Raw genomic sequence first — 22,726 nt, 5'->3', positions numbered from 1 at the left:
GACGCCTTTTTGACGCCCTGTCTCCTCTGATGGCGGTGATTCCGCCAGTAGTGTGCATGCGTTGCTTTACGCGTCCTTGATGCCGGAGGTGGCCAGGTTGGGGCGTTCTGTCGCCACGCCGACGGGTCCCGTGCGCACCTGGTTGCTCGAGGGTCTCCAGACCGATCGCAAGGAGATCGAGTACGGGCCGCACACGAAGCACCCGTGGTGGCGCGTGATGTGCCTGACGGGTGTGGACTATTTCTCCACGCTCGGCTACCAGCCGGGGATCGCGGCGCTCGCGGCCGGGTTCCTGTCTCCCCTTGCCACGGTCTTCCTGGTCGCACTCACGCTGCTGGGCGCGCTGCCGGTCTACCGCCGGGTGGCCGCCGAGAGCCCGTACGGCCAGGGCTCGATCGCGATGCTGGAGAAGCTGGCGCCGCAGTGGTGGGGCAAGCTGTTCGTCCTGGCCCTACTCGGGTTCGCGGCCACCGACTTCGTCATCACCATGACGCTGTCGGCCGCCGACGCCACCGCGCACATCCTGGAGAACCCGTTCGCGCCGCACTGGCTCGAGGGGCAGCGGGTGCCCGTCACACTGTTTTTGCTGGCCCTGCTCGGCGGCGTGTTCCTGATGGGCTTCACCGAGGCGATCGGCATCGCGGTGATCCTCGTCCTCGTGTACCTCGGGCTCAACGCCGTCGTCGTGGTCACCTCGATCATCCACGTGCTCCAGGCGCCCCAGGTGGTCGTCGACTGGACGCACACGCTGGACGTCGGCTACAGCGGCCCCCTGGCCATGATCGGCCTGTCGCTGCTGGTCATGCCGAAGCTCGCGCTGGGCATGTCGGGCTTCGAGACGGGCGTCGCCGTGATGCCGATGGTCAGGGGCGACGTACGGCAGCGGATCAAGGGGACCAAGCGGCTGCTCACCGTGGCCGCGCTTGTCATGAGCGTCTTCCTGATCTTCTCCAGCTTCGTCACGACCGTGCTGATCCCGCACGAGGAGTTCGAGGAGGGTGGCAAGGCGAGCGGCCGCGCGCTGGCCTATCTGGCGCACAGGTTCCTGGGTGAGTGGTTCGGCAGCGTGTACGACATCTCCACGATCGCGATCCTGTGGTTCGCGGGCGCCTCGGCCATGGCGGGCCTGATCAATCTGGTGCCGCGCTATCTCCCCCGGTATGGCATGGCGCCCGAATGGACCGGCGCGGTGCGGCCCCTGGTGCTCGTCTTCTCGGCGATCGCGTTCGCCATCACGATCATCTTCGACGCCGACGTGGACGCCCAGGGCGGCGCCTACGCCACAGGGGTTCTGGTGCTGATGCTGTCGGCGGCGGTCGCGGTGACGCTGTCGGCGTTCAGGAAGGGCCAGACAGCCGCCTCGATCGGCTTCGGGCTGATCGCGGCGGTCCTTGCTTACACGCTGGTCGACAACGTGGTCGAGCGGCCGGACGGCGTGAAGATCGCTTCGTTCTTCATCGCCGCGATCATCGTCACCTCGGTGATCTCCCGGGCCACCCGTTCCACCGAGTTGCGGGTCACCGAGGTCGACCTGGACCCGTTGGCCGAGCAGTGGGTGAACGAGGCCGGCGGCCTGATCCACCTGATCGCCAACGAGCCCCATCAACGTGACCAGGACGAGTACAACGACAAGCTCCGCGAGCAGTGGATCAACCACCGGCTGCGCAGCGAGGAGCCGGTGATGTTCGTTGAGGTCACCGTGCCGGACGCCTCGGAGTTCGAGACGGAACTGCACGTCCGGGGCGAGGAGCGCTACGGGCACAGGATCCTGCGGATCGAGAGCTCGGCTGTGCCGAACTCGCTGGCCGCGCTCCTGCTCCACCTCCGCGACCGCACCGGTGCGGTGCCGCACATCTACTTCCACTGGGCCGAAGGGAACCCGGTGCTCGCCATGCTGCGCTACCTGGTGTTCGGCGGCGGCGACGTGCCCCCGCTCACCCGCGAGGTGCTGCGCAAGGCGGAGCCGGACCTCGTGCGCAGGCCCCACGTCCACGTCGGCTAGGAGGGCTGGTAACCGTCTCTCGGCGTACTTTTCTTTTCTGTGTCGACGAAGGCTTCGAGGTCCGGCACCGGCAGCGCGCGGCCCGCCGGTGCCAGGTGCGGGCCCGTTAGCGGGCAGGCCGCAGGAGGCCGAAGGCCGGGTGGAGTGGGACATCGCCGTGGACTCCACCACCGTCCGGGCGCGCTGGTACGCCCCCACCGCTGGCTGTCACGTCGCCGAACGCTGCCTCAATGCGTGGCGACGACCGGGTCGGCCGTCGACGAACCCACCCGGAAGCGCATGCGGCAGACGACCGTGTCGGTTCGGCGGCGCAACGCCCGGGCGAGGACGGCACCGCGCTGGTTCTGCAACAACCGCTGCCATGCGTGCTCGGGTTCGACCTCGGCGATCAGGACGAAAACGTGTGGCTCGGGGACGTTTCTGAGGTATTCCACCAGGGGCTCGTCGAGGCGTCGGTGAGCGCCGGACACCTGCACAAGCTCCACACCCGGATCCCAGCGCTGCCAGTCCTCGATGAAGCGCCGCGCTTCCCGCTCGTCCCCGGGGTGGGTGACGTTGACGGCAACCACCCGGTCGCCCAGGGAGACCGCGGCCGAGAGGGCGTCGCGGGTCAGGCGACTCACCACGTGCACCGGCACCACCACGAGGGAGCGGCGCGGGCGGGGAGGGGCGGGAGTCCTGCCCAGCTCCAGTCGTCGGCCGATGCGTCCGTAACTCCGATTGACCCACTGCATCGCCAGCACCAGGAGCGGCAGCGCCACGACGATGAGCCAGCCGCCCTCGGTGAACTTCGAGACGGTGACCACGATCGCGGCGGCGAAGGTCAGCACTGCCCCCAACCCGTTGAGTGCCGCCTTGCCCTTCCAGCCCCTCGGTCGTTCCGCGACCCAGTGCAGGACCATGCCGAACTGCGAGAGCGTGAAGCCGACGAAGACCCCGATGGCGAACAGCGGCACCAGCAGGTTCATATCTCCGCGGGCGAGGATCAGCAGCACGGCCGAGGTGATCGCCAGAAAGGCGATGCCGTACCGATGGACCTGCCGGTCGGCGCGGAGCGCGAACAGGTGCGGAAGATTGTTGTCCTTCGCCAGCAACTGGGCGAGCACAGGAAGTCCGCCGAAGGACGTATTGGCAGCCAGCGCAAGCAGGATCATCGTGGAGATCTGTACCAGGTAGAACAGCGGGCCGTCGCCCAAAGAGGCCCGCGTGACCTGGGCGAGCACGGTCACGCCCTCTGCCGGGGCGATGGAGAACTTCTCGATCAATGCGGCGATGCCGAGCAGCATGATCGCCAGCAGGCCGCCGAGGACCACCTCGGCCCGCTGCGCTCTCCGTACGCCCGGCTTCCGGAAAGACGGCACCGCGTTGGCGATGGCCTCCACACCGGTGAGCGAGGCGCATCCGTTGGCGAACGCCCTGAGAAGCAGCAGAACACCGACCGTTTGCAGGGTGTGCGCCTGCGCGGCGTGCTCGGTAACCGTTGCGGGTTCGCCGCGGAGCAGGCCGGCCACGATCACCAGCAGGATGGCACCGACGTACACCACCGTGGGAGCGATGAACGCCCGCGCACTGTGCGCGATGCCGCGCAGGTTGATCGCGGTGATGAGGGCGAGCACGCCGAGACACAGCCAGACCGTGAACGGCAGGAGCTCGGGGAACGCGGAGGTGAGCGCCGCGACCCCCGCGGCCACAGAGACGGCCACGTTGAGCACGTAGTCGACGATCAGGCTCGCCCCGGCGACCAGCGCCGCCCGGCGGCCGAGATAGGTCTTCGCCACGCCGTACGCGCCGCCGCCCTCGGGAAAGGCGGCGATGACCTGGCGGTAGGAGAAGGTCAGCACGGCCAGCAGCCCGGCGATGGTCAGGGTGACCGGGATGGTGAACCCCAGCCCTGCGCCGCCGGCGAGCGCCAGGACGATGACGATCGCCTCGGGGCCGTACGCCACCGAGGCCATCGCGTCCAAGGAAAGAGCAGCAAGACCGCCGATCACTGACAGCCGGTGCTTCTCGCCACTATCAGGAGGCTCCTTCGCCGCGGAGGCCGCGGTGGAGGTGAGCGTTACGGACATCAGTCCTCCTACTAGGGGAAACGCCCCAATCATCCGCCACTGCCAGAGCCGTTCCGGCCGATCCATACGCGACCTTGACGCCTTCCGTCGTTATCCCTACGAGGGCTTGATGCGCGGCGCCGGACGGCGGCCCCGGAGCTGCCCGGGCCGACGACGTTCACGTGTCGTCGGTCCGGCGTCTTTTCCGCGTGTCACTCCTCGCTGTACCGCAGCCCCTGCCGGTCGAGGTCGCGCCGGAGGTCGCAGGGGTTCTCCTTTTCCCTGGGAAGCGGGTTCCCGATCGCCACCGGCTCCACGAATCGGTCATCTTGGTCGGTGAGGTTCTGTTGGAGGGTGCACATCACGCGGTCCTGGAGATCGGCCGACTCATCGTGCCGGCGGGGTCGATCACAATGCCGATCACACTGAGATCATTGATCATGCTCCGCAGCGCGGGCTCACTCAGGCGGATCCAGTCCTGGTCGCTGCCCAGCACCTTCGTCAGCCGTAGCGGCGAGGTGAAGGCCACGGCCGTCTGCTTGCCTGCGGCCGTCCGGAACAGGCGTAGCGCCAGGGAGAACGCATTACGGCGAACCGGCACATATAACGGATCTTCGAGCATGTCATGCCTTCCAGAGGACTCTACGAAGGCGACCTTAGGTTCCACGCAGCCAGCGGGAGCGCCATCGCTACGCAATCCCGACGGCGCCCCGCGGAAAGCTGACGCGATGTTGACGGATCGCCGCGATCCTGGTCGCGTCTCCGGGCGACAGCGCGGCTCTCTTCGCTCTGCCACGCGCCGGCTGGTCGCTGCACTCAGCGGGGGCCGATGCGCGGACCATCGAGCAGGACGGGTAGCTCACCTGACCCTCACCTCGCCGAGGGCACGGTCCCGGCCGCGCAATCGGCCGGGACCGTTCTCCTCTTCCCGTTCACAGGGGCCTAGATGGGCAGCCCGGCCTCGAGATAGCCGAGAGCCTCGTCGACCAGATCGGGCAGCGGGGTGGCGCCGTCCCGCTCGACCCAGGTGAACAGGGTCGGGAGCAGGACCCCCATGACCGCGCCGACGAGGGCCCGTACGGCGAGGTTGCGGGGGTCGCGGCCCGCCCGCTCGGCCACCGCGCCCGCGAGCATGTCGATCGTGGCGAACAGTCCGTCCATGGTCCGCGCCCGCAGGGCGGGCACGGAGGCGGACAACTTGGTCCGGGCGAGCACCTGGTCGAGCTCCTCGGCACCCATCGACTCGAAGGCGGTGCGGAACGCGGCGCGCAGCGCGGCCAGCGGGGGCCGGTCCGGCGGCTGGGCCTTGATCGCCTCCATGAGGATCGGGTCGAAGTCGTCCTGGGTGACCACGTCTTCCTTTGTCGGGAAGTAGCGGAAGAACGTGCTCGGGGAGACCTCCGCCGCCTCCGCGATCTGCTCGACCGTCGTGGCCTCGTACCCCTGCTCGGCGAACAGCCGCAGGGCCTCCTCCTGGATGGTCCTGCGGGTCTTGGCCTTCTTGCGCTCGCGCAGGCTCGTGACAGCGCGGTCGGAGGGGTGCGGAGTCCGGTCAGCGCGCTGTGGTGAGCTCATGCCCCGATTCTGCCGTTCTTCCACCCCTGCCCATACTCCCCGGTAGGAGTCCGGCGCACTGGGCGGTTGCCGAGTTGCGATGTAATGTTGATTACATGAATTCAGAAGAACAGCTGAGCGCCTGGTTCGCCGGCCGGTTGCCGGAAAACTGGTTCGCCGAGTCCCCCAAGGTCGTGGTGGACCGCGAGGAGATCACCGTCCTGGGCACGCTTCCGCCGCTGTCGGTGGCCGAAGGGCTCCCCGACCTGGAGCGTGCGGCGGCGATGGAGGGGTACGTCGAGCGGTTCCGGGAGGAGACGCGCGAGCGCAGGATCGACATCGCCAGGGAGGCCGAGCACCGCTTCCGGCGCAAGGTCTCCTGGGGTGTCGTCGTCGGTGACGAGACAGTGATGTTCACCACTCTTTCCGTCCCGGTCATGACCCGGCTGCGCCAGCCGGAACGGCAGGTCCTCGACACCCTGGTCGCCGCGGGTGTCGCACGCAGTCGCAGCGACGCGCTGGCCTGGTGCGTCCGGCTCGTCGGCAAACACACCGACAGTTGGCTCGCTGACCTGCGCGATGCCCTCCAGCACGTCGACCGGATCAGGGAGGAAGGCCCCGGCGGATTGGACTGAACCAATTCGCGAAGAGGTCTGGACCATTCGAATTGGCCTATACCAATGTGTAAGGCCGGTCAGGTGGGTAAGGGGGAGAAGGACGTTTTTTCAACAGGGCCAGAGTGGGTAAGGTCCCACGACATCACGGCCGCTGCCTGCGCTGATGCTGTCTGAGGCCGTGAAGCCGAGAATGGCGCCGATTTAACGGAGTGGAAACAGGGTGGTCTACTCCAATTGGATTCGGAAGCCATTCGTCGCTGATGATGCTCTGGCCCTGAGAGATTAAGGAGCCGCCCCCGTGTCCATTTCAGTAGAGGTACCGACGCCCACCACTCACAGCGATCTGGCTGCCTGGGTGAGCCAGATCGCGGAGCTGACCCAGCCGGACCGGATCGAATGGTGCGACGGCTCCGAGGCCGAATGGACGCGCCTGACCAACCTTCTGGTCGAGCAGGGCACCTTCAAGCGGCTGGTCAAGCGTCCCAACAGCTTCTACGCGGCCTCGGACCCGAGCGACGTCGCCCGCGTGGAGGACCGCACGTTCATCTGCTCCGAGCGTGAGGAGGACGCCGGGCCCACCAACAACTGGATCGCGCCGGACGAGATGCGCCGGACGTTCGCCACGCTGTTCAAGGGCTGCATGCGGGGCCGGACGATGTACGTCGTGCCGTTCTGCATGGGTCCCCTGGGCGGGAACATCTCGCAGCTCGGCGTCGAGATCACCGACTCGCCGTACGTCGTGGTGTCGATGCGGATCATGACGAGGATGGGCGAGGAGGCGCTGCGCCTCATCGAGGAGCGCGGAGCGGCGCGAAAGGCCCGAGAGAGCGAGGCACGAGCCAACGAGGGCCGCGGCAAGCGCGACCATGAGCACGGCGACTTCGTCAAGGCGGTCCATTCCGTGGGCGCGCCGCTGGAGCCCGGCCAGGCCGACGTGCCGTGGCCGTGCAGCCAGACCAAGTACATCAGCCACTTCCCGGAGACTCGCGAGATCTGGTCGTACGGCTCGGGCTACGGCGGCAACGCGCTGCTGGGCAAGAAGTGCTACGCGCTGCGGATCGCCAGCGCGATGGCCCGCGACGAGGGCTGGCTGGCCGAGCACATGTTGATCCTCAAGCTCACGCCGCCGCAGGGCGAGGCGCGGTACGTCGCCGCGGCCTTCCCGTCGGCGTGCGGCAAGACGAACCTCGCCATGCTCCAGCCCACGATCCCGGGCTGGAAGGTCGAGACGATCGGCGACGACATCGCCTGGATGCGCTTCGGCCCCGACGGCCGGCTGTACGCGATCAACCCGGAGGCCGGCTTCTTCGGCGTCGCGCCCGGGACCGGCCAGTCCACGAACGCCAACGCGATCGAGACGCTGTGGGGCAACAGCATCTTCACGAACGTCGCGCTGACCGACGACGGGGACGTCTGGTGGGAGGGCCTCACCGACGAGCCGCCCGCGCACCTCACGGACTGGAAGGGCCGCGACTGGACGCCGGAGTCCGGCGAGCCCGCCGCCCACCCGAACGCCCGGTTCACCACTCCGGCCGAGCAGTGCCCGACGATCGCCCGCGAGTGGCAGGACCCCGCCGGGGTGCCGATCTCGGCCATCCTGTTCGGCGGCCGCAGGGCGACCGCGGTGCCGCTGGTGACGGAGTCGCTGAGCTGGCAGCACGGCGTGTTCCTGGGCGCCAACGTGGCCTCGGAGAAGACCGCGGCGGCCGAGGGCAAGGTCGGCGAGCTGCGCCGCGACCCGTTCGCGATGCTGCCGTTCTGCGGCTACAACATGGGCGACTACTTCGCGCACTGGCTCGAGGTCGGCAAGATGACCGACCCGGAGAAGCTGCCCAAGATCTACTACGTGAACTGGTTCCGCAAGGACGCGAACGGCCGCTTCGTGTGGCCGGGCTTCGGCGAGAACAGCCGGGTGCTCAAGTGGATCGTCGACCGGCTGAACGGCGTGGCCGACGCCGTGCCCACGCCGATCGGCAACCTGCCGGCCTCGCTCGACACCGAGGGCCTCGACATCGCGCCCGAGGACATGGAGCTCCTGCTCACCGTCGACCCCGAGGTGTGGCGCGAGGAGGCCGCGCTGATCCCGCCCCACTTCGAGACCTTCGGCGACCACATGCCGAAGGAGCTGTGGGACGAGTACCGCGCCCTCGTCCAGCGGCTCGGTTGAGTCCAGCGGCTCGGTTGGGCACTCGCGTACGGCCCGCGCGCCCGCTCCCTTCGGACGGAACTTTCCCCGTGAAGGCTTCGTCTACGGGTTAGACGGGGCGCGGGCCGTCCGGCCCGGTTCGGGGACCCCCTCTTCTCCCCCAGAGGAGGGCATACGTGGAACTGGTGCTCGTCGTCGCCGCGGCGATAATCGCGGCACTCGTCGTCTCGACCGCTCTCGCCGTCGGCAGGGAGCGGCGCAGAGCCACAGCGGTGCCCGGAGGGTCAGGGCTCGACCTGGACGCCTATGAGCTGGCCTTCCTGGCGGGCGGGCCGCCCCGGGTGGTCAATACGGCGCTCGCCTCGCTGGCGGTCCGCGAGTATGTGCGCGTCGCCCGCGGCGGCAGGGTCACCGCAGTGGCGGATGCTCCCGCCACCTCCGCCGACCCCGTCGAGCAGGCGATGCTCGACCTGGCCACGCGGCCCGGCGGGGCGAGCGCGGCCGAGGTCAGGCGCCGCGCGGGCGACGGCTCCGCAGTGGCGGCTCTGAAGGAACGCCTGATCGCGCAGGGCTACCTGCTTCCCGACGGCTCCCTGGAGGGCGCGCGCCGCCTCAACGCGCGCCTGCGGGCCCTCGCGGTGCTCGCCTTCGCCGCCGCGACCGTCACGCTCGTGCTGATCGTCTTCACCGGGACCGTCGCCTCCGGTGCGGCGAGCTGGGCCGCGTTCGCGATCGCCGCGATCTCCGACGTCTACGCCTTGATCGCGTCCGTCACGTACGCCGCGTCCCTGCGGGGCCGGCTGAGTCATGCGGGCGAGGAGGCGCTGCGGCAGGCGCGCGAGAGGCACCCGAGGGGCGTTCTCGCGCACGGAACCGCCGGGGTGCCCGGTCCGAGCGGTGCGGCGGGTGTCGCCGCGGGCACGGCCATCGCCCTGTACGGCCTGGGCGAGCTCGCCGACCCGCACCTGGCGGGCCAGATCGCGGCCGAGGACGCCCTCGCCCGCCGCTCCTTCGACAGCGGTGGCGGCGGGTCCTCGGGCGGAGGAAACGTCCCGGGCGACGGCAGCGTGGGTGACGCGAGCTGTGGTTCGAGCGGATGCGGCTCCGGCGGCTCGCATGGCTGCGGAAGCAGTGGTTGTGGCGGCGGCGGCTGCGGCGGTGGGTGCGGCGGTGGCTGAGCGCCGGTTCGGGAGATGGTTGGCGTCCGGCAGGCGTGCCGGGGAGCACAAGAGGCACGCCGCCGGCGCCGGTCAGAATGGCGGCCGGGGTAGCGCTCAGGGCGCCGGTCTCGGTGCCGGTCTGGGTGTCGGGATCGGCTGGCGGCCGGAAATCGATCTCACGGTGGAGCGGCTGCCCGGCGTCGGGTTCGTCGAAGTGATCGCCGAGAACGTCGACCCGGCCCGGCCGCCCGAGTCCCTGGCCGTGCTGCGCGCCGCCGGGGTGCCCGTCGTGCCCCACGGCGTGGGCCTGGGCGTCGGCGGCGCGCATCGTCCCGATCCGGCCCGGCTGGCGCGCCTGGCGGCGTGCGCCGAGGCGCTGGGCGCCCCTCTCGTGAGCGAGCACGTGGCCTTCGTACGGGCCGGGGGTGCGGAGGCCGGCCACCTGCTGCCGGTGCCGCGCACGAGGGAGGCGCTGTCGGTGATCGTGGAGAACGTGCGGGAGGCGCAGGACGCGCTCCCGGTGCCGCTCGCGCTCGAGAACGTGGCGGCCCTGTTCGGCTGGCCGGACGACGAACTGACCGAGGGGCGGTTCCTCGGCGAGCTGGTCGAGCGGACGGGCGTGAAGCTGCTGGTCGACGTGGCGAACCTCTACACGAACCAGGTCAACCTCGGCCTGGACGCGAGGCGAGCGCTCGACGCGCTGCCACTGGAGGCCGTCGCGTACGTGCACGTGGCGGGCGGGCACGCCCACGACGGCCTCTGGCACGACACGCACACCGCGTCGCCTCCCGCCGAGGTGCTCGACCTGCTGACCGAGCTGTGCTCCCGGGTCACGCCGCCCGGCGTGCTGCTGGAGTGGGACGACGCCTACCCCGGCGACAGCGTTCTGGCGGGCGAGCTGGGGCGCATCCGGGAGGCGGTGTCCCGTGCCTGAGCCGGCGGCGTCCCCGGCGTCCTCCGCGTCCCTTGCGGATGCGCGGTCCGCGCTCGCGGCCGCCCAGGCGGAACTGCTGGCGGCCCTGGTCGCGGGTGGACGCGCGCCGGACGGCTTCGACCCCGGCCGGCTGGCCGTCCAGGCCCGCGGGCTGCTGGCCAAGCGGCGCGGCTCGGTCGCCCGCACCGCCCCGGACCTGGTCGAGGTCCTCGGCGCAGAGTTCGCCGGCCTGTTCGCGGCGTACTCCGCCGAACACGTGAAGCCCGAGGGCGGGTCGCGGGCGGACGCACGGGACTTCGCCGTCTGGCTGCGGGCACGTGGGCGCCTCTGACCGCGACGCGGGTTACTCCGGCCGTGCTCAGGAAAGCCTGAGGAGGGCAGGGCATGCCGGTTCGCCCGCGATAATTGGTGATCGAGCCCCACCGTCGCGAGGAAGAGGGTCGAGTGAGCGAGCGCAGCGAGCGAACCAATAAACACAGCGCGTTTCGCGAAGCGCTAACCTGCGCGCCTCCGGCACGACCGAACTCCGAGCCGCTAGGGGAGGAGGTGGCATGAGCGTGCGCGATCTCGTGTACAAGCTGTACGAGCGCAGGCTCGAACGGAAGCTGTCCTCCGACCAGATCCCCCGCCATGTCGGCGTCATCGTGGACGGCAACCGCAGGTGGGCGCGGGCCATGGGGCTGCGGGACGTCAGCCGGGGCCATCAGAAGGGCGCCGACAAGATCTCCGAGTTGCTGGTGTGGTGCCGCGAGGCCGGGGTCGAGTACGTGACGCTGTGGCTGCTCTCCACCGACAACCTCGCCAGGGACAAGGCCGAGCTCGAGCCGTTGCTCCAGGTGATCGAGAACCTCGTGCAGGATCTCGTGGACCAGGGATGGCACCTCAACCCCATGGGCTCGCTCGACCTTCTGCCCGATCACACGGCTCGTGTCCTCAAACACGCAAAAGAAACCACATCGCATCGTCCAGGCCTGATTGTGAACGTTGCCGTTGGGTATGGAGGAAGGCGTGAGATCGCTGATGCGGTGCGCTCCCTCCTCCAGGAGCACGCCAGCAAGGGCGCGAGTATCGAGGACCTCGTCGAGGTCCTCGACGTCGAGCACATCGCGGAGCATCTCTACACGCGCGGCCTGCCCGACCCGGATCTCGTCATCCGGACCTCGGGAGAGCAGCGACTCTCCGGATTCCTGCTCTGGCAGAGCGCCCACTCCGAGTTCTACTTCTGCGAGGCCTACTGGCCCGACTTCCGCAGAGTCGACTTCCTGCGGGCGCTCCGCTCGTACGCCGCACGGCACCGTCGGTACGGCTCCTGAGACGGTACGTGACCAGCATCTTTTAGCCTGCGTAAACCTATTGGGCTGGGGAGATTCGTTACGTAACGTAGTAGCTGAGCGGCCGTCGAGGGGATCGGCGGCCACCACCTCGGGAGAGGGCCCGTCCTTGCGCGACCACCATGCGAGGAGGGCCGGAGCCCCGGTCTGCCTTCGCAGGTCACGGGCCCGGTCCGTTCACCACCAGTCAAGGCAGGGCGCCCACCTCAGGCGCCCGGGGGAGAACGCGTGGCAGTGTCCTCGAGCAACCCGTCCACATCCCGCACCTACGTTCTGGACACGTCCGTCCTGCTCGCCGACCCGGCGGCGATGAGCCGCTTCGCCGAGCACGAGGTCGTCGTCCCGATCGTCGTCATCACGGAACTGGAGGCCAAGCGCCACCACCCCGAGCTCGGCTACTTCGCCCGGGAGGCTCTGCGCTTCCTCGATGACCTCAGAGTGCGGTACGGACGGCTGGATGAGCCCATGCCGATCGGCGACGGGAACATCCGGGTCGAGCTGAACCATAGTGATCCGTCCTGCCTCCCGGCGGGCTTCCGCCTGGGCGACAACGACACCCGCATCCTCACCGTCGCGCAGAACCTCGCGGCGGAGGGCAAGGATGTGGTGCTGGTGTCGAAGGACCTGCCGATGCGGGTCAAGGCGGCGTCCATCGGCCTGGCCGCGGAGGAGTACCGCGCCGGCATGGTGGTCGAGTCCGGCTGGACCGGCATGGCGGAGCTCCAGGTCACCACGGAGGAGATGGGCGCCCTCTTCGAGGCCGGCACGGCCGACATCGACGAGGCGCGCGAGCTGCCGTGCCACACCGGCCTGCGGCTGCTGTCGAGCCGCGGCTCCGCGCTCGGCCGCGTCCTGCCGGACAAGTCGGTACGTCTGGTGAGAGGCGACCGTGAGGTCTTCGGGCTGCACGGCCGGTCGGCGGAGCAGCGGATCGCGCTCGACCTGCTGATGGACCCCGACGTCGGCATCGTCTCGATGGGCGGCCGCGCCGGCACCGGCAAGTCCGCGCTGGCGCTGTGCGCGGGCCTGGAGGCGGTGCTGGAGCGTCGCCAGCACCGCAAGATCATCGTCTTCCGGCCCCTGTACGCCGTCGGCGGCCAGGAGCTCGGCTACCTGCCCGGCTCGGAGAACGACAAGATGGGCCCGTGGGCCCAGGCGGTCTACGACACGCTGGGTGCGGTGACATCCCCCGAGGTCATCGAGGAGGTCATCGACCGGGGCATGCTGGAGGTCCTGCCGCTGACCCACATCCGCGGCCGTTCCCTCCACGACGCCTTCGTGATCGTGGACGAGGCGCAGTCGCTGGAGCGCGGCGTGCTGCTGACCGTGCTGTCCCGCATCGGGGCCAACTCGCGGGTCGTGCTCACCCACGACATCGCCCAGCGCGACAACCTTCGGGTGGGGCGGCACGACGGTGTCGTCGCGGTGGTGGAGAAGCTCAAGGGCCACCCGCTGTTCGCCCACATCACGCTGACCAGGTCCGAGCGGTCGCCGATCGCCGCCCTGGTCACCGAGATGCTGGAGAACATCACGCTCTGATCCATCACGGAGGGAGATGGCCGTCCTTGGGGGCCAGATCCCAGAACTCCCGGCAGGTGTGGACCTTCAGGGGGCCGTTCCTGTCGGGAGTCGCGTGAGCGATCTCCACGGCCCAGATCTCCGGGCGCAGCCGCGCCGTACAGGTGATCTGGGCCATGGCGGTCCTGGTGATCTTCCAGCCGCTCACGAACAGTCGTACGCGCAGGCTGAGGGTGTTGTCGGGGTCGTTGCGGCTGCCCGCGTCCGGGGCGTACCTGACAAGCTGCACCTGGGCCAGCGTGAGCCCGGTCAGCGCGGTGGACAGCCGGTTCGACGGCCGCCCGCTGGCCGCGAACAGCGCGTCCAGCACGTCGTTGACGTGCGGCGAGCGCGCCGCGACTCGCGTGGGCCACAGCCGGCCGTCCCGCAGCAGGTAGATCGTGACGAGGGTGGGGGTGCCGCTGATGACCGGCGCCGGACCGGCGTCGACCACCCCGGTCGGCACGACCCCGCAGGCCGCCGGCGCCATGAGCAGCCCCGCGAACAGGGCCGCGACCGCGTGTCTGATCCGTCTCCTCCTCATGGTTTCGGGATCCAGACGCGGAAGAGGGTGCCGGGGTCGCAGCGCTCGGCCGTGATCGAGCCGCCGTGCAGTTCGGCGTTGGCCTTGGCGATGGCCAGGCCGAGGCCGCTGCCCACGCTCCTGGCCCGGTCGGTGCCCGCCTTGTAGAAGCGGTCGAAGACGTGGGGGAGGACCTGCTCCGGGATGCCGCTCCCGTGGTCGCGCACGGTCACCTCGAGCGCTCCGTGCTTGTCGCCGCCGACCGCCACCCGCGCGCTCACCACGACGGGAGGCGCGCCGTGGTTGAGCGCGTTGCCGACGAGGTTGGCCACGATCACGTCGAACCTCCGGGCGTCCAGGGAGTACGTGAGCCCGACGGGCACGGTGAGCTTCACCCGGTCGGCCCAGCCCCGCACCTCCAGGCAGTCGGCCAGCGTGTCGCCCACGTCGACGGTCTCCCGGCGGAGCGTGGCGGCGCCCGCGTCGAACCTGCTGATCTCGATGAGATGCTCGACCAGCACGCGGAGCCTGTCGATCTCGCGGACGACGATCCGCACGGCCTCCCCGGCGTCGTCCGGCAGGTCGTCGGCGTCCTCCGACAGCATGTCCGTCACCGCGGTCATCGCGGTCAGCGGCGTGCGCAGCTCGTGGGAGACGTCCGCGACGAACCGCCGCGACATCGACTCCAGCGTCCGCAACTCGGAGACCGTGTCCTCCAGCGCCGCCGCCGTCTCGTTGAACGTCGCGGTCAGCTCCGCCAGCTCGTCCCTGCCCCGCACGGGGAGGCGGACGTGCAGCTCACCGGCGCCGAGCGCGCGGGCGGCCGCGCCCAGCCGCCGCACGGGCAGCAGCACCCGCCGGGCCGACAGCAGGGCCAGGGTCAGCGCCAGGGCGAGCGTGATGCCTCCGGCCTGCGCGAGGGCGGCCTTGAGGCGGGACAGCACGGCCTCCTCCTGCGACAGCGGCACGAAGACGTAGGCCGTCAGGCCCGTCGGGCGCAGCACGCCGTCGCGGGTGGCCCGCTGGATCTGCGTGGCGACGATCAGCCACGGGTGGTCCCTGAGCAGCACCCTCTGATAGACCAGCCGCCGGGCCGCCTGCCAGCGGAGCTGGTCGGGCACGTCGGTCATGGTGAAGCCGGCCCCGGCGTTGGAGCGCCGGTGGTCGCCGTAGGTGACGATGACGGTCCGCTCCGGGGCCTCGAGCGCCTGCACCACCCCGCCGAGGTCCTCCTCGGTGACGGTGGTGTCGCTCGGCCAGACCACGTCGCTCGCGCCGATCGGCAACGTGATCCTGGACAGGGTCTCGCGTACGTCGGCGACCGCGCCCCGCTCCGCGCGCTCCAGGAGCCCCCGGCGGACGATCTGGTATCCCAGGCCCGCCACCATGGCGGACGCGGTGACCGCCACCAGCAGGAAGGTGATCACCAGGCGGGCCCGCAACCCGGTGGGCACCCAGGTCATGGCGGGCTGAAGCGGTATCCGAAGCCGCGCACGGTGTGGATGTAGACGGGATCGGCGGGCACCGGCTCGATCTTGGCGCGGATCCGCTGCACGCACGCGTCGACCAGCCGCGAGTCCGCCACGTGGGTGTGGTCCCAGACGGCGCGCAGGAGGTAGCGGCGGTTGAGCACCTGGCCGGGGTGGCGGACCAGTTCGAGCAGCAGGCGCAGCTCGGTCGGGGTGAGGTGGATCTCCTTGCCCGCGAGGCTCACCTTGAGGGCTCCGCGGTCGATCACGAGGTCGCCGAAGGTGAGCCGGTCGGGCGAGGCCGACTCCAGGCGGCGCAGGATGGCGCGGATGCGGGCGTCGAGCACCCGCGGCTCCACCGGCTTGACGACGTAGTCGTCCGCACCGGCCTCCAGCCCCACCACCACGTCGAGGTCGTCGCCCCTGGCCGTGAGCAGGATGATCGGCAGCGGGTCGAGCCTGCGGATGCGGCGGCACACCTCGACCCCGTCGATGCCGGGCAGCATCACGTCCAGGATCGCGATCTCGGGACGCCGGGAGCGTACGTGGTCGAGGGCCTCCTCGCCCGTGGCGTACGCGGTCACCGAATGGCCCTGCCGGGTGAGCGCGAGCTCGAGTCCGGCACGGACCGAGGGGTCGTCTTCGACCAGGAGGATGCCTGCCACCCGGTCATTATGGTGCGGACCTCACCAATTCCCCTATTTGTCACGACCTTGTGACCTCGTTCGGACGTCATTGTCAAGAAGCGGGAGCAGGCTGGTGCCGGGCACCCATGCCTCTCCCTGTGGCAGAGAATGTGACCAACATCACATTGTGGGGGAAAGTCCATGTGATCGGCGGTCGGGTCAAGACGTCACCAAACAGGTACCACGATTCGGTTGCGGAGCACCCCCCACCACAGGGCAAGCTCATAAGCCGTGAGCTCTGGTCAGCAGTTGAAGGATCGCCCCCGCGCCCCCCGATCCCGGCGGGGAGGAGACCAACGCTCCGGCTCCGGCCGGCTGACCGCCAAGCGGATCGTGATCCTCGGCGTCAGCGTGGCCGTGGTCGCCGGCGGGGCGACCTTCGTGATCCGTACCTCGATGGAGCACAACAACGCTCCCAAGCAGGTGCTGGGTCCGGACAGCTTCCTCGCCCTCGACCCGAACGCGCCCGACCCGGAGTCCGACATCCTCAAGGAGCAGGCGGTCCAGGCGCTGCGCAAGGACAGGCTGCAAAGCACCCGCGACGACCGGAAGAAGGGTCTCGACCCGGTCGAGATCGCCCAGAAGGCCCCCGGCGGCGGCGGCTTCACCCCGGCCGACTTCCCGCCCGGCTCCACCCCCGACCCCGGCAGCAACAAGGCCCTCGGCAAGCAGATGGCCGAGGCGCGCGGCTGGGGCGGCGAGTGGGGCTGCCTGGAGAAGCTCTGGGACAAGGAGAGCCACTGGAATGAGCGGGCGATGAACCGCTACAGCGGCGCCTACGGAATCCCCCAGGCGCTTCCCGGCAGCAAGATGGCGAGCGCGGGCTCCGACTGGCAGACCAACCCCGCCACCCAGATCAAGTGGGGTCTCGGCTACATCGCCGGCCGCTACAAGACGCCCTGCGGCGCCTGGGGGCACTCCCAGTCCACCGGCTGGTATTAGTCGCGGCACCTGATCCGCGAAACTCTGGTCAGGGTTTCTCGACCTTTCGGCAAGCCCGCGCGTGCGGTGGGGGTCGCACTGCACCCTTGGCCTCATGGGTGTGAAGGTCAGCGTGGTTATGCCCGTGTCCAACCCCGGGCTGTCGAACGACGCCTTCGGCGCGTGTGTGCGCTCGGTGCTGGAGCAGTCGCTGCCGCCGGAAGAGTACGAGGTCGTCTTCGCGGACGACGGGTCGACGGACGGGACCCGCAGACGGCTCGACGCGATCGCCGAGCAGCGCGACAACGTGCGGGTCCTGCACCTCGACCACAGCGGCTCGCCCACGCGGGGGCGCAACGTCGGCCTGTCGGTTGCCCGCGGCGAGTACGTCTACCTGCTCGGCCAGTACGACAGGCTTGAGCCGCACGCCCTGGAGCGGATGTACGACAGGGCGGTGGAGACCGACGCCGACGTGCTGATCGGCAGGCTCGCCGACCAGGGGCCGCCGCCGGCCGCCTTGGCCCGCGACCGGGATCGGGCCGACGTGCTGCGCGACCACCTCCTCGCGCTGCCGACGGCGCACAAGCTGTTCAGCCGCGACTTCCTGGAGACCTGCCAGCTCCGCTTCGCCGACCGGCCGCTGTCCGAGCAGGCCTTCGTGACCAGGGCGTACCTCGCCGCGAAGGTGATCGCCGTGCTGGCCGACGAGATCTGCTGCCACCTGGGCCCGCACGAGGAGGAGGCGCCGGACGCCGAGGCGCTCTTCGACGGCCTCAACGCGATCTTCGATGTGGTGGACGGCTACACCGAGCCGGGCTCCCAGCGGGAGCGCATCCAGGCCCACTGGTATCGGACGCTCGGGCTGCGCCGTCTCGCGGGCGCGCGGTTCCTCGCCGCGGAGCCGGACGAGCGGATGGTCCTGTTCTCCTTCCTGCGCCGCTTCACCCTCGACCGCTTTCCCGCCGCGCTCGACGTCCACCTGCCCGCGCACCTGCGCGCCCGTACGGCGCTGCTGCGCCTGGACCGCCTCGACGCGCTGGTCGCGCTCGCCGAGGCGTCCCGGGGCGCCAGGCTCAGCGCCGAGCTGCGGGAGCTGCGCTGGGACCAGGGCGTGCTGCTGCTCGACCTGAGCGTGGAGATCCTGCGGGCCGGGGGCACCCCGCTGTGGCTGCGGCAGCGGGGCGACCGTCTGCTGTGGACCCCGCCCCCCGGGGTCGAGGGCCTGCTCGACGGCCTGCTCGACGACGAGGGCGCCGACGTGACCGACGCGGTGCGCAGGGCCCGCATGGAGGTCTGCGTCCGCCACGTGGAGACCGGGGTGATCCACTCGCTGCCGGTCACCTGCTCGGTGGGCCGTGCGGGCCTCGGGGACCAGACGCGCGGCGACCAGGTGCGCGTGTGGGTGACCGGCCAGGCCCGCCTCGACGCCGGCGAGGCGGCCCTCGGAGGGCCGCTGCCCGCCGGGCTGTGGGAGGTCCACGTGCGCATGCGGGGCGTCCATTCGGGCCGCACCCGGGTGGCCCGCCCCGCCCTGCCGATGAGCTGCGCGGGCGCGCTCGCCGGCGAGCCCAGGCGGCTCGTCGTGCCGTGCTGGTCCGAGCGCGGCGAGCTGGGCGTCTGCGTGGAGCCGAAGTCGTTCCCCGAGTCGATCGCGCTGGTCTCGTCCCGGGCCACCGTGGCGAGGCAGGAGGGGCACGTCTTCGTCGTCGTGCCCGTGCCGTACGTGCCGCCGAGCGGCGGGCCGCCGGCCGAGCTGGTGCTGCGCGAGCAGGACGGGCGCGGGCGCAGCATGGTCGTGCCCGCGCTGGTCGAGCCGGGGATACCCGGCCGGGTGGCCGGGCAGCTCGTCGCGCGGGTGCCGGTGAGCCGGATCGGCGGGGACGACTGCCTCGGCCCGGGGTCCTGGCGGCCCGCGCTGCGGGTCGACCAGAAGGACGTGGACCTGCTGTTCGGGCTGACGGTGCGCCGCGGCGGGCAGGTGTCCGTCCTGCCCGCCGGGGCTTCGCCGCAGGCCCCCTCACTGCTGCGGCGCCTCGCCGTCCGCGTCCTGCGCGACCGCCGCTGACTCAGTCGGTTCGCGCGGGCTGGCCGCGCAGGTGCGCGAGCAGCGCCGCGCGGAACTCCTCGGGCTTGTCGAGGTGCGGGCCGTGGCCGGCGCCCTCGACGACCACCTCCCGGTAGGCGCCGTAGCGGTCCAGCACGGCCCGCGTCTGGGTCACCATGGGCTGCGCGGGCGTGCCGTCCCAGCCGGGCACGGCGCCGATCGCCCCCAGGTGCGCGAGGTCGAACAGCGACGTGTCCGAGACGATCACGTCCTGGTCGCCCCTGATCCACAGGATGGGCGGCTTCGGGTCGATCTCGTGCAGGTCGTCGATGCGGAAGTTGGTCGGCGCGATCGTGTTCAGCACGCCCCGCTTGCCCGGGGCCACGCCCGGCCAGGCGTCCGAGGGCAGGGAGTCACCCGGGTAGTGGTCCTCGCCGATCCGGGTGGACAGCATCGACTCCACGAACGCGTCCTCCTCCTCACCGAGGTCCGTCCCGGCGGCGACGTACGTGGTGCGCAGCACGTTCCGGGGCGAGACGGGGGAGTCGGCCGACCGGTCGCCCGCCTGGAGCGCCGCCACGAACTCGGGGTTGGCCGCGCCGCCGCCGGAGCCCACGCCGTCGGGGCTGGTGAGCACGCCGTCCGGGCCCGTGGTGCCGCCGAAGCCGTACGGCGAGACCGGGTTGATCAGCGTCGCGCTCAGCACCGCCGCGGGCCGGTCGCGCATGGCCTGCATGACGACCCCGCCGCCGAGGCTCCAGCCCACGAGGTGCGCGGGCCCCAGCTGATCGAGCAGCGCCAGGACGTCGTCGGAGTAGTCGCGCACCCCCCGGCTCGCGTCCACCGGCTCCGGGTCGGAGTCGCCGAAGCCGCGCAGGTCGAGCGCGTACGGACGGAACCCCTCCGCCGCGACCGCGGTCATGGTCGAGTGCCAGAACGCGCTGGAGGAGACGTTGCCGTGCACGAACACCACCGGGTCGCCCGACGAGCCGGATACCGACAGGACGTTGAGGGTCAGACGGGGAGTGCTGACACGCTCGGCGGATATGGGCAGGGTCATGGTGTTGCTCCCAGTGTGCAGGTGTTCTCGAGGTCGCCCGTGTCCGGGCGAGGCAGGGTGGCGCTCGGGGGCGGCGGCGTTCCCGTGCCGATCCACGCCTCCAGCGCGGTGAACGCGCTGCGGAAGCAGGGGAGCAGGGGCCGCAGGCGGTCGGGGAAGGCCGGGTAGAGGCTGTCGACGTGGGTGCCGTCCTCGATGCGGTAGTAGCGCAGCAGCCGGTCGCGGTGCCGGTCGGCGATCATCTTGGCGTAGACGTCCGAATCCTCGCGGATCGGCAGCAGCGCGTCCAGGGTGCCGTGGACGACGATCAGCGGTCGCTTGATCTTTCCGGTCACGCTCACCCGCGCGACCGCCTGCTTCACCTCCGCGGGCCTGGAAGCGTAGTCGTAGTCGGTGTCGCAGCCGGGCGTGCCGGAGGCGCAGAACGGCGTGCCCGCCTCGGCGTCGCCGTCATAGGTGGGGTCGAACTCCTCACGGAAGACGCGCTGGGTGAAGTCCCAGTAGTACTGGTAGTGGAACGGCCACAGGAAGTCGGACTCCGGCGCGAAGCCCGCCGCCGCGACCCCGGCCGTGTCGCCCTTCGCGTACGCGCGCAGCGCGGGCGGCAGGAACGTCAGCAGGTTGGGTCCGTCGGCGGTGAAGAGCGTGCCCTCCCAGTCGACGCCGCCGTCGAACAGGTCGGGACGGTTCTCGATCTGCCAGCGGACCAGGTAGCCGCCGTTGGACTGACCGGCCGCGATCGTCGTGCGGGCCGGCCTGCCGTACCGCTGCCGGACGACGGCCTTGGCGGCGACCGCCAGCTCGCTCACCCGGCGGTTCCACTCGGCCACCGCGTCGCCGGGCCGTACGCCGTCGCGGTAGAAGTGGACGCCGGTGTTGCCCTTGTCGGTCGCGGCGTACGCGTAGCCCTTGGCCAGCGCCCAGTCGGAGATCGTGAAGTCGTTGGCGTAGGTCTCCCGGTTGCCGGGCGACCCGGCGACGACCAGGCCGCCGTTCCACCGCTCCGGCAGCCGGATCACGAACTGCGCGTCGTGGTTCCAGCCGTGGTTGGTGTTCCCGGTGGAGGTGTCGGGAAAGTAGCCGTCGATCTGCATGCCGGGCACGCCGCTGGGGTTCACGGCGCCGGTGGAGTTGAGGCCCGACCAGTCCGACTGGTCGGTGTGCCCGGAGGCCAGCGTGCCCTTCGTGGTGAGGTCGCCGAGGCAGGCCGTGACCTGCTTCTGCGCGCCCGGCACGATCACGTTCGGGCAGGCGGCGGCCTCGGACGGGATGGCGGCGGCCAGCGGGAGAGCCAGCGCCAGCGCGGCCAGCACGACAGAACCGGGGCGCATCAGGCCTCCTTCACAATGGCGGCGGCCTTGGCGGCGCCCGAGGTCGGTTCGATGGCGGACAGGTCGCGGTCGCGGGTCTCCCTGGAGGCGATCACCGCGATGATCGTGAGGATCGCCGCCGCCACCACATAGACGGAGACCGGCACGCTCGATCCGTACGCGTCGAGCAGGGCGACCGCGATCAGCGGGGCCACGCCGCCGGCCGCGATCGAGGCGAGCTGGTAGCCGATCGACACGCCCGAGTAACGCATCCGGGTGGCGAACAGCTCGGAGAAGAACGCCGCCTGCGGGCCGTACATCGCGCCGTGCAGCAGCAGGCCGACCGTCACGGCCACGGTGACCAGGGCGAAGTTCTTGGTGTCGATCAGCGGGAAGAACGCGAAGGCCCACAGGCCGACGCCGACGGCGCCGAGAAGATAGACCGGCCTGCGGCCGATCCGGTCCGACAGCGCGCCCCACAGCGGGATCGTGACGAAGTGGAACGCCGAGCCGATCAGCACCGCGTTGAGCACGGTGCCCTTGGGCAGGCCCGCCGCCGTGGTGCCGTACACGAGGACGAACGCGGTGATCACGTAGTAGGAGACGTTCTCGGCCATCCGGGCGCCCATCGCCACCAGGACGTCCCGCCAGTGGTGGCGCAGCACGCCGACGATGGGGGCCTTCGGCGCGGGCTCCTGCCGCTCCAGCGCCTCCTGGAACACCGGCGACTCGGCGACCGTCAGCCTGATCCACAGGCCGATCAGCACGAGCACGCCGGACAGCAGGAACGCGATCCGCCAGCCCCAGGACAGGAACGCGTCGTCGGGCTGCACCGCGGCCAGCAGCGCCAGCACGCCGGTGGCGATCAGGTTGCCGCCGGGAGCGCCGGCCTGCGGCCAGGACGCCCAGAAGCCGCGGTTGCGGGGGTCGCCGTGCTCGGAGACCAGCAGCACCGCGCCGCCCCACTCGCCGCCGAGGGCGAAGCCCTGCACCAGGCGGAGAACGGCGAGCAGCAGGGGCGCGGCGGCGCCGAGCGTGGCGTACGTCGGCAGGCAGCCGATCAGGAACGTCGAGCCGCCCATCATGAGCAGGCTGATGACGAGCAGTCGCTTGCGGCCGAGCCGGTCGCCGAAGTGACCGAAGACGAGTCCGCCGAGGGGCCGGGCGACGAACCCGACCAGGCCGGTGAGGAACGCGTAGAGCGTGCCGGTGAGCGCTTCCTCGGAGGGGAAGAACAGCTTGTTGAAGACCAGGGCGGCGGCCGAGCCGTACAGGAAGAAGTCGTACCACTCGATGGTGGTGCCGATCAGGCTGGCCCCGACGACCTTTCCGATCCGGGCAGGTGGGGTGTTTGCCATGGGAAC

20 protein-coding genes are annotated in these 22,726 nt (G+C 70.6%); 10 read left to right on the top strand and 10 right to left on the bottom strand.

Annotated elements, in window-relative coordinates:
- Nucleotides 1-88 precede the first annotated feature (88 nt).
- Nucleotides 89-2,002, top strand: coding sequence for an APC family permease (locus IL992_RS20295; protein ID WP_404804775.1), 1,914 nt, complete (start codon nt 89-91; stop codon nt 2,000-2,002).
- A gap of 227 nt (nt 2,003-2,229) precedes the next feature.
- Here IL992_RS20295 and IL992_RS20290 read toward each other — a convergent pair whose 3' ends face one another.
- The 4 genes from IL992_RS20290 to IL992_RS20275 form a co-directional block, all read right to left on the bottom strand.
- Entirely contained in the window at nt 2,230-4,071 is a 1,842-nt protein-coding gene (locus IL992_RS20290; RefSeq protein WP_193204929.1) for an APC family permease, read from the bottom strand.
- Between the two features lie 191 nt (nt 4,072-4,262).
- The gene (locus IL992_RS20285) at nt 4,263-4,412 is read right to left on the bottom strand and encodes a hypothetical protein (RefSeq protein WP_193204928.1); all 150 of its coding nucleotides are present in this window, start codon (nt 4,410-4,412) and stop codon (nt 4,263-4,265) included.
- On the bottom strand, nt 4,412-4,672 hold the full coding sequence (locus IL992_RS20280; RefSeq protein WP_193204927.1) for an SAV_915 family protein: 261 nt from the start codon (nt 4,670-4,672) through the stop codon (nt 4,412-4,414). Before IL992_RS20280 ends, IL992_RS20285 begins: the two co-directional genes overlap by 1 nt.
- 320 nt (nt 4,673-4,992) lie before the next feature.
- Nucleotides 4,993-5,625: an acyl-CoA-like ligand-binding transcription factor gene (locus IL992_RS20275; RefSeq protein WP_193204926.1), complete on the bottom strand. Its 633-nt coding sequence runs from the start codon at nt 5,623-5,625 to the stop codon at nt 4,993-4,995.
- Between the two features lie 95 nt (nt 5,626-5,720).
- On the opposite strand from IL992_RS20275, the gene IL992_RS20270 reads away from it, so the two are divergent.
- The 7 genes from IL992_RS20270 (at nt 5,721) to IL992_RS20240 (ending at nt 13,331) form a co-directional block, all read left to right on the top strand.
- A complete protein-coding gene (locus IL992_RS20270; protein ID WP_193204925.1) occupies nt 5,721-6,239 on the top strand; it encodes a hypothetical protein in 519 nt (172 codons plus the stop codon).
- 280 nt (nt 6,240-6,519) lie between these two features.
- Complete coding sequence (locus IL992_RS20265; protein WP_404804770.1) at nt 6,520-8,388, top strand: phosphoenolpyruvate carboxykinase (GTP); 1,869 nt, start codon at nt 6,520-6,522, stop codon at nt 8,386-8,388.
- Nucleotides 8,389-8,543: 155 nt separating this feature from the next.
- Complete coding sequence (locus tag IL992_RS20260; RefSeq protein WP_193204924.1) at nt 8,544-9,545, top strand: TIGR04222 domain-containing membrane protein; 1,002 nt, start codon at nt 8,544-8,546, stop codon at nt 9,543-9,545.
- A complete protein-coding gene (locus tag IL992_RS20255) occupies nt 9,538-10,461 on the top strand; it encodes a DUF692 domain-containing protein (protein ID WP_319018687.1) in 924 nt (307 codons plus the stop codon). Before IL992_RS20260 ends, IL992_RS20255 begins: the two co-directional genes overlap by 8 nt.
- Nucleotides 10,454-10,792, top strand: a complete 339-nt coding sequence (locus tag IL992_RS20250) for a hypothetical protein (RefSeq protein WP_193204922.1) — start codon at nt 10,454-10,456, stop codon at nt 10,790-10,792. The genes IL992_RS20255 and IL992_RS20250 overlap by 8 nt, the downstream gene beginning before the upstream one ends.
- Before the next feature lie 220 nt (nt 10,793-11,012).
- On the top strand, nt 11,013-11,774 hold the full coding sequence (locus IL992_RS20245) for an isoprenyl transferase (protein ID WP_193204921.1): 762 nt from the start codon (nt 11,013-11,015) through the stop codon (nt 11,772-11,774).
- A gap of 246 nt (nt 11,775-12,020) precedes the next feature.
- Nucleotides 12,021-13,331, top strand: coding sequence for a PhoH family protein (locus IL992_RS20240; RefSeq protein ID WP_193204920.1), 1,311 nt, complete (start codon nt 12,021-12,023; stop codon nt 13,329-13,331).
- 4 nt (nt 13,332-13,335) lie between these two features.
- Here the strand turns inward: IL992_RS20240 and IL992_RS20235 are convergent, their stop codons facing one another.
- From IL992_RS20235 to IL992_RS20225, 3 genes are read right to left on the bottom strand one after another with little or no spacing between them, the layout of a single operon-like run.
- Nucleotides 13,336-13,893, bottom strand: a complete 558-nt coding sequence (locus IL992_RS20235) for a hypothetical protein (protein WP_193204919.1) — start codon at nt 13,891-13,893, stop codon at nt 13,336-13,338.
- A complete protein-coding gene (locus tag IL992_RS20230) occupies nt 13,890-15,335 on the bottom strand; it encodes a sensor histidine kinase (RefSeq protein WP_193204918.1) in 1,446 nt (481 codons plus the stop codon). Before IL992_RS20230 ends, IL992_RS20235 begins: the two co-directional genes overlap by 4 nt.
- Nucleotides 15,332-16,006, bottom strand: a complete 675-nt coding sequence (locus IL992_RS20225) for a response regulator transcription factor (RefSeq protein ID WP_079315655.1) — start codon at nt 16,004-16,006, stop codon at nt 15,332-15,334. Before IL992_RS20225 ends, IL992_RS20230 begins: the two co-directional genes overlap by 4 nt.
- A 270-nt stretch (nt 16,007-16,276) precedes the next feature.
- Here IL992_RS20225 and IL992_RS20220 point away from each other — a divergent pair, with 270 nt between their 5' ends.
- Together IL992_RS20220 and IL992_RS20215 are read left to right on the top strand one after the other, a co-directional pair.
- The gene (locus tag IL992_RS20220; protein ID WP_226873413.1) at nt 16,277-16,969 is read left to right on the top strand and encodes a lytic transglycosylase domain-containing protein; all 693 of its coding nucleotides are present in this window, start codon (nt 16,277-16,279) and stop codon (nt 16,967-16,969) included.
- A gap of 94 nt (nt 16,970-17,063) precedes the next feature.
- A complete protein-coding gene (locus IL992_RS20215; RefSeq protein ID WP_193204916.1) occupies nt 17,064-19,013 on the top strand; it encodes a glycosyltransferase family 2 protein in 1,950 nt (649 codons plus the stop codon).
- Nucleotide 19,014: 1 nt separating this feature from the next.
- Here the strand turns inward: IL992_RS20215 and IL992_RS20210 are convergent, their stop codons facing one another.
- The 3 genes from IL992_RS20210 to IL992_RS20200 are packed head-to-tail and all read right to left on the bottom strand — an operon-like array spanning nt 19,015 to nt 22,720.
- A complete protein-coding gene (locus IL992_RS20210) occupies nt 19,015-20,052 on the bottom strand; it encodes an alpha/beta fold hydrolase (protein WP_193204915.1) in 1,038 nt (345 codons plus the stop codon).
- The gene (locus IL992_RS20205; protein WP_193204914.1) at nt 20,049-21,383 is read right to left on the bottom strand and encodes a 3-hydroxybutyrate oligomer hydrolase family protein; all 1,335 of its coding nucleotides are present in this window, start codon (nt 21,381-21,383) and stop codon (nt 20,049-20,051) included. The genes IL992_RS20210 and IL992_RS20205 overlap by 4 nt, the downstream gene beginning before the upstream one ends.
- Nucleotides 21,383-22,720, bottom strand: coding sequence for an MFS transporter (locus IL992_RS20200; RefSeq protein WP_193204913.1), 1,338 nt, complete (start codon nt 22,718-22,720; stop codon nt 21,383-21,385). The genes IL992_RS20205 and IL992_RS20200 overlap by 1 nt, the downstream gene beginning before the upstream one ends.
- Between the last annotated feature and the right edge of the window lie 6 nt (nt 22,721-22,726).

Source organism: Microbispora sitophila (assembly GCF_014892245.1).
In the GTDB taxonomy this organism is placed as follows: domain Bacteria; phylum Actinomycetota; class Actinomycetes; order Streptosporangiales; family Streptosporangiaceae; genus Microbispora; species Microbispora siamensis.
This window is presented reverse-complemented; position numbering and strand designations above follow the sequence as displayed.

Bases quoted from the DNA above. Each gene is read 5' to 3' on its own strand.
- IL992_RS20290 (WP_193204929.1), bottom strand. From the start codon at position 4,071: ATGTCCGTAACGCTCACCTCCACCGCGGCCTCCGCGGCGAAGGAGCCT.
- IL992_RS20285 (WP_193204928.1), bottom strand. From the start codon at position 4,412: ATGTGCACCCTCCAACAGAACCTCACCGACCAAGATGACCGATTCGTG.
- IL992_RS20280 (WP_193204927.1), bottom strand. From the start codon at position 4,672: ATGCTCGAAGATCCGTTATATGTGCCGGTTCGCCGTAATGCGTTCTCC.
- IL992_RS20275 (WP_193204926.1), bottom strand. From the start codon at position 5,625: ATGAGCTCACCACAGCGCGCTGACCGGACTCCGCACCCCTCCGACCGC.
- IL992_RS20270 (WP_193204925.1), top strand. From the start codon at position 5,721: ATGAATTCAGAAGAACAGCTGAGCGCCTGGTTCGCCGGCCGGTTGCCG.
- IL992_RS20245 (WP_193204921.1), top strand. From the start codon at position 11,013: ATGAGCGTGCGCGATCTCGTGTACAAGCTGTACGAGCGCAGGCTCGAA.
- IL992_RS20235 (WP_193204919.1), bottom strand. From the start codon at position 13,893: ATGAGGAGGAGACGGATCAGACACGCGGTCGCGGCCCTGTTCGCGGGG.
- IL992_RS20230 (WP_193204918.1), bottom strand. From the start codon at position 15,335: ATGACCTGGGTGCCCACCGGGTTGCGGGCCCGCCTGGTGATCACCTTC.
- IL992_RS20215 (WP_193204916.1), top strand. From the start codon at position 17,064: ATGGGTGTGAAGGTCAGCGTGGTTATGCCCGTGTCCAACCCCGGGCTG.
- IL992_RS20210 (WP_193204915.1), bottom strand. From the start codon at position 20,052: ATGACCCTGCCCATATCCGCCGAGCGTGTCAGCACTCCCCGTCTGACC.
- IL992_RS20205 (WP_193204914.1), bottom strand. From the start codon at position 21,383: ATGCGCCCCGGTTCTGTCGTGCTGGCCGCGCTGGCGCTGGCTCTCCCG.
- IL992_RS20200 (WP_193204913.1), bottom strand. From the start codon at position 22,720: ATGGCAAACACCCCACCTGCCCGGATCGGAAAGGTCGTCGGGGCCAGC.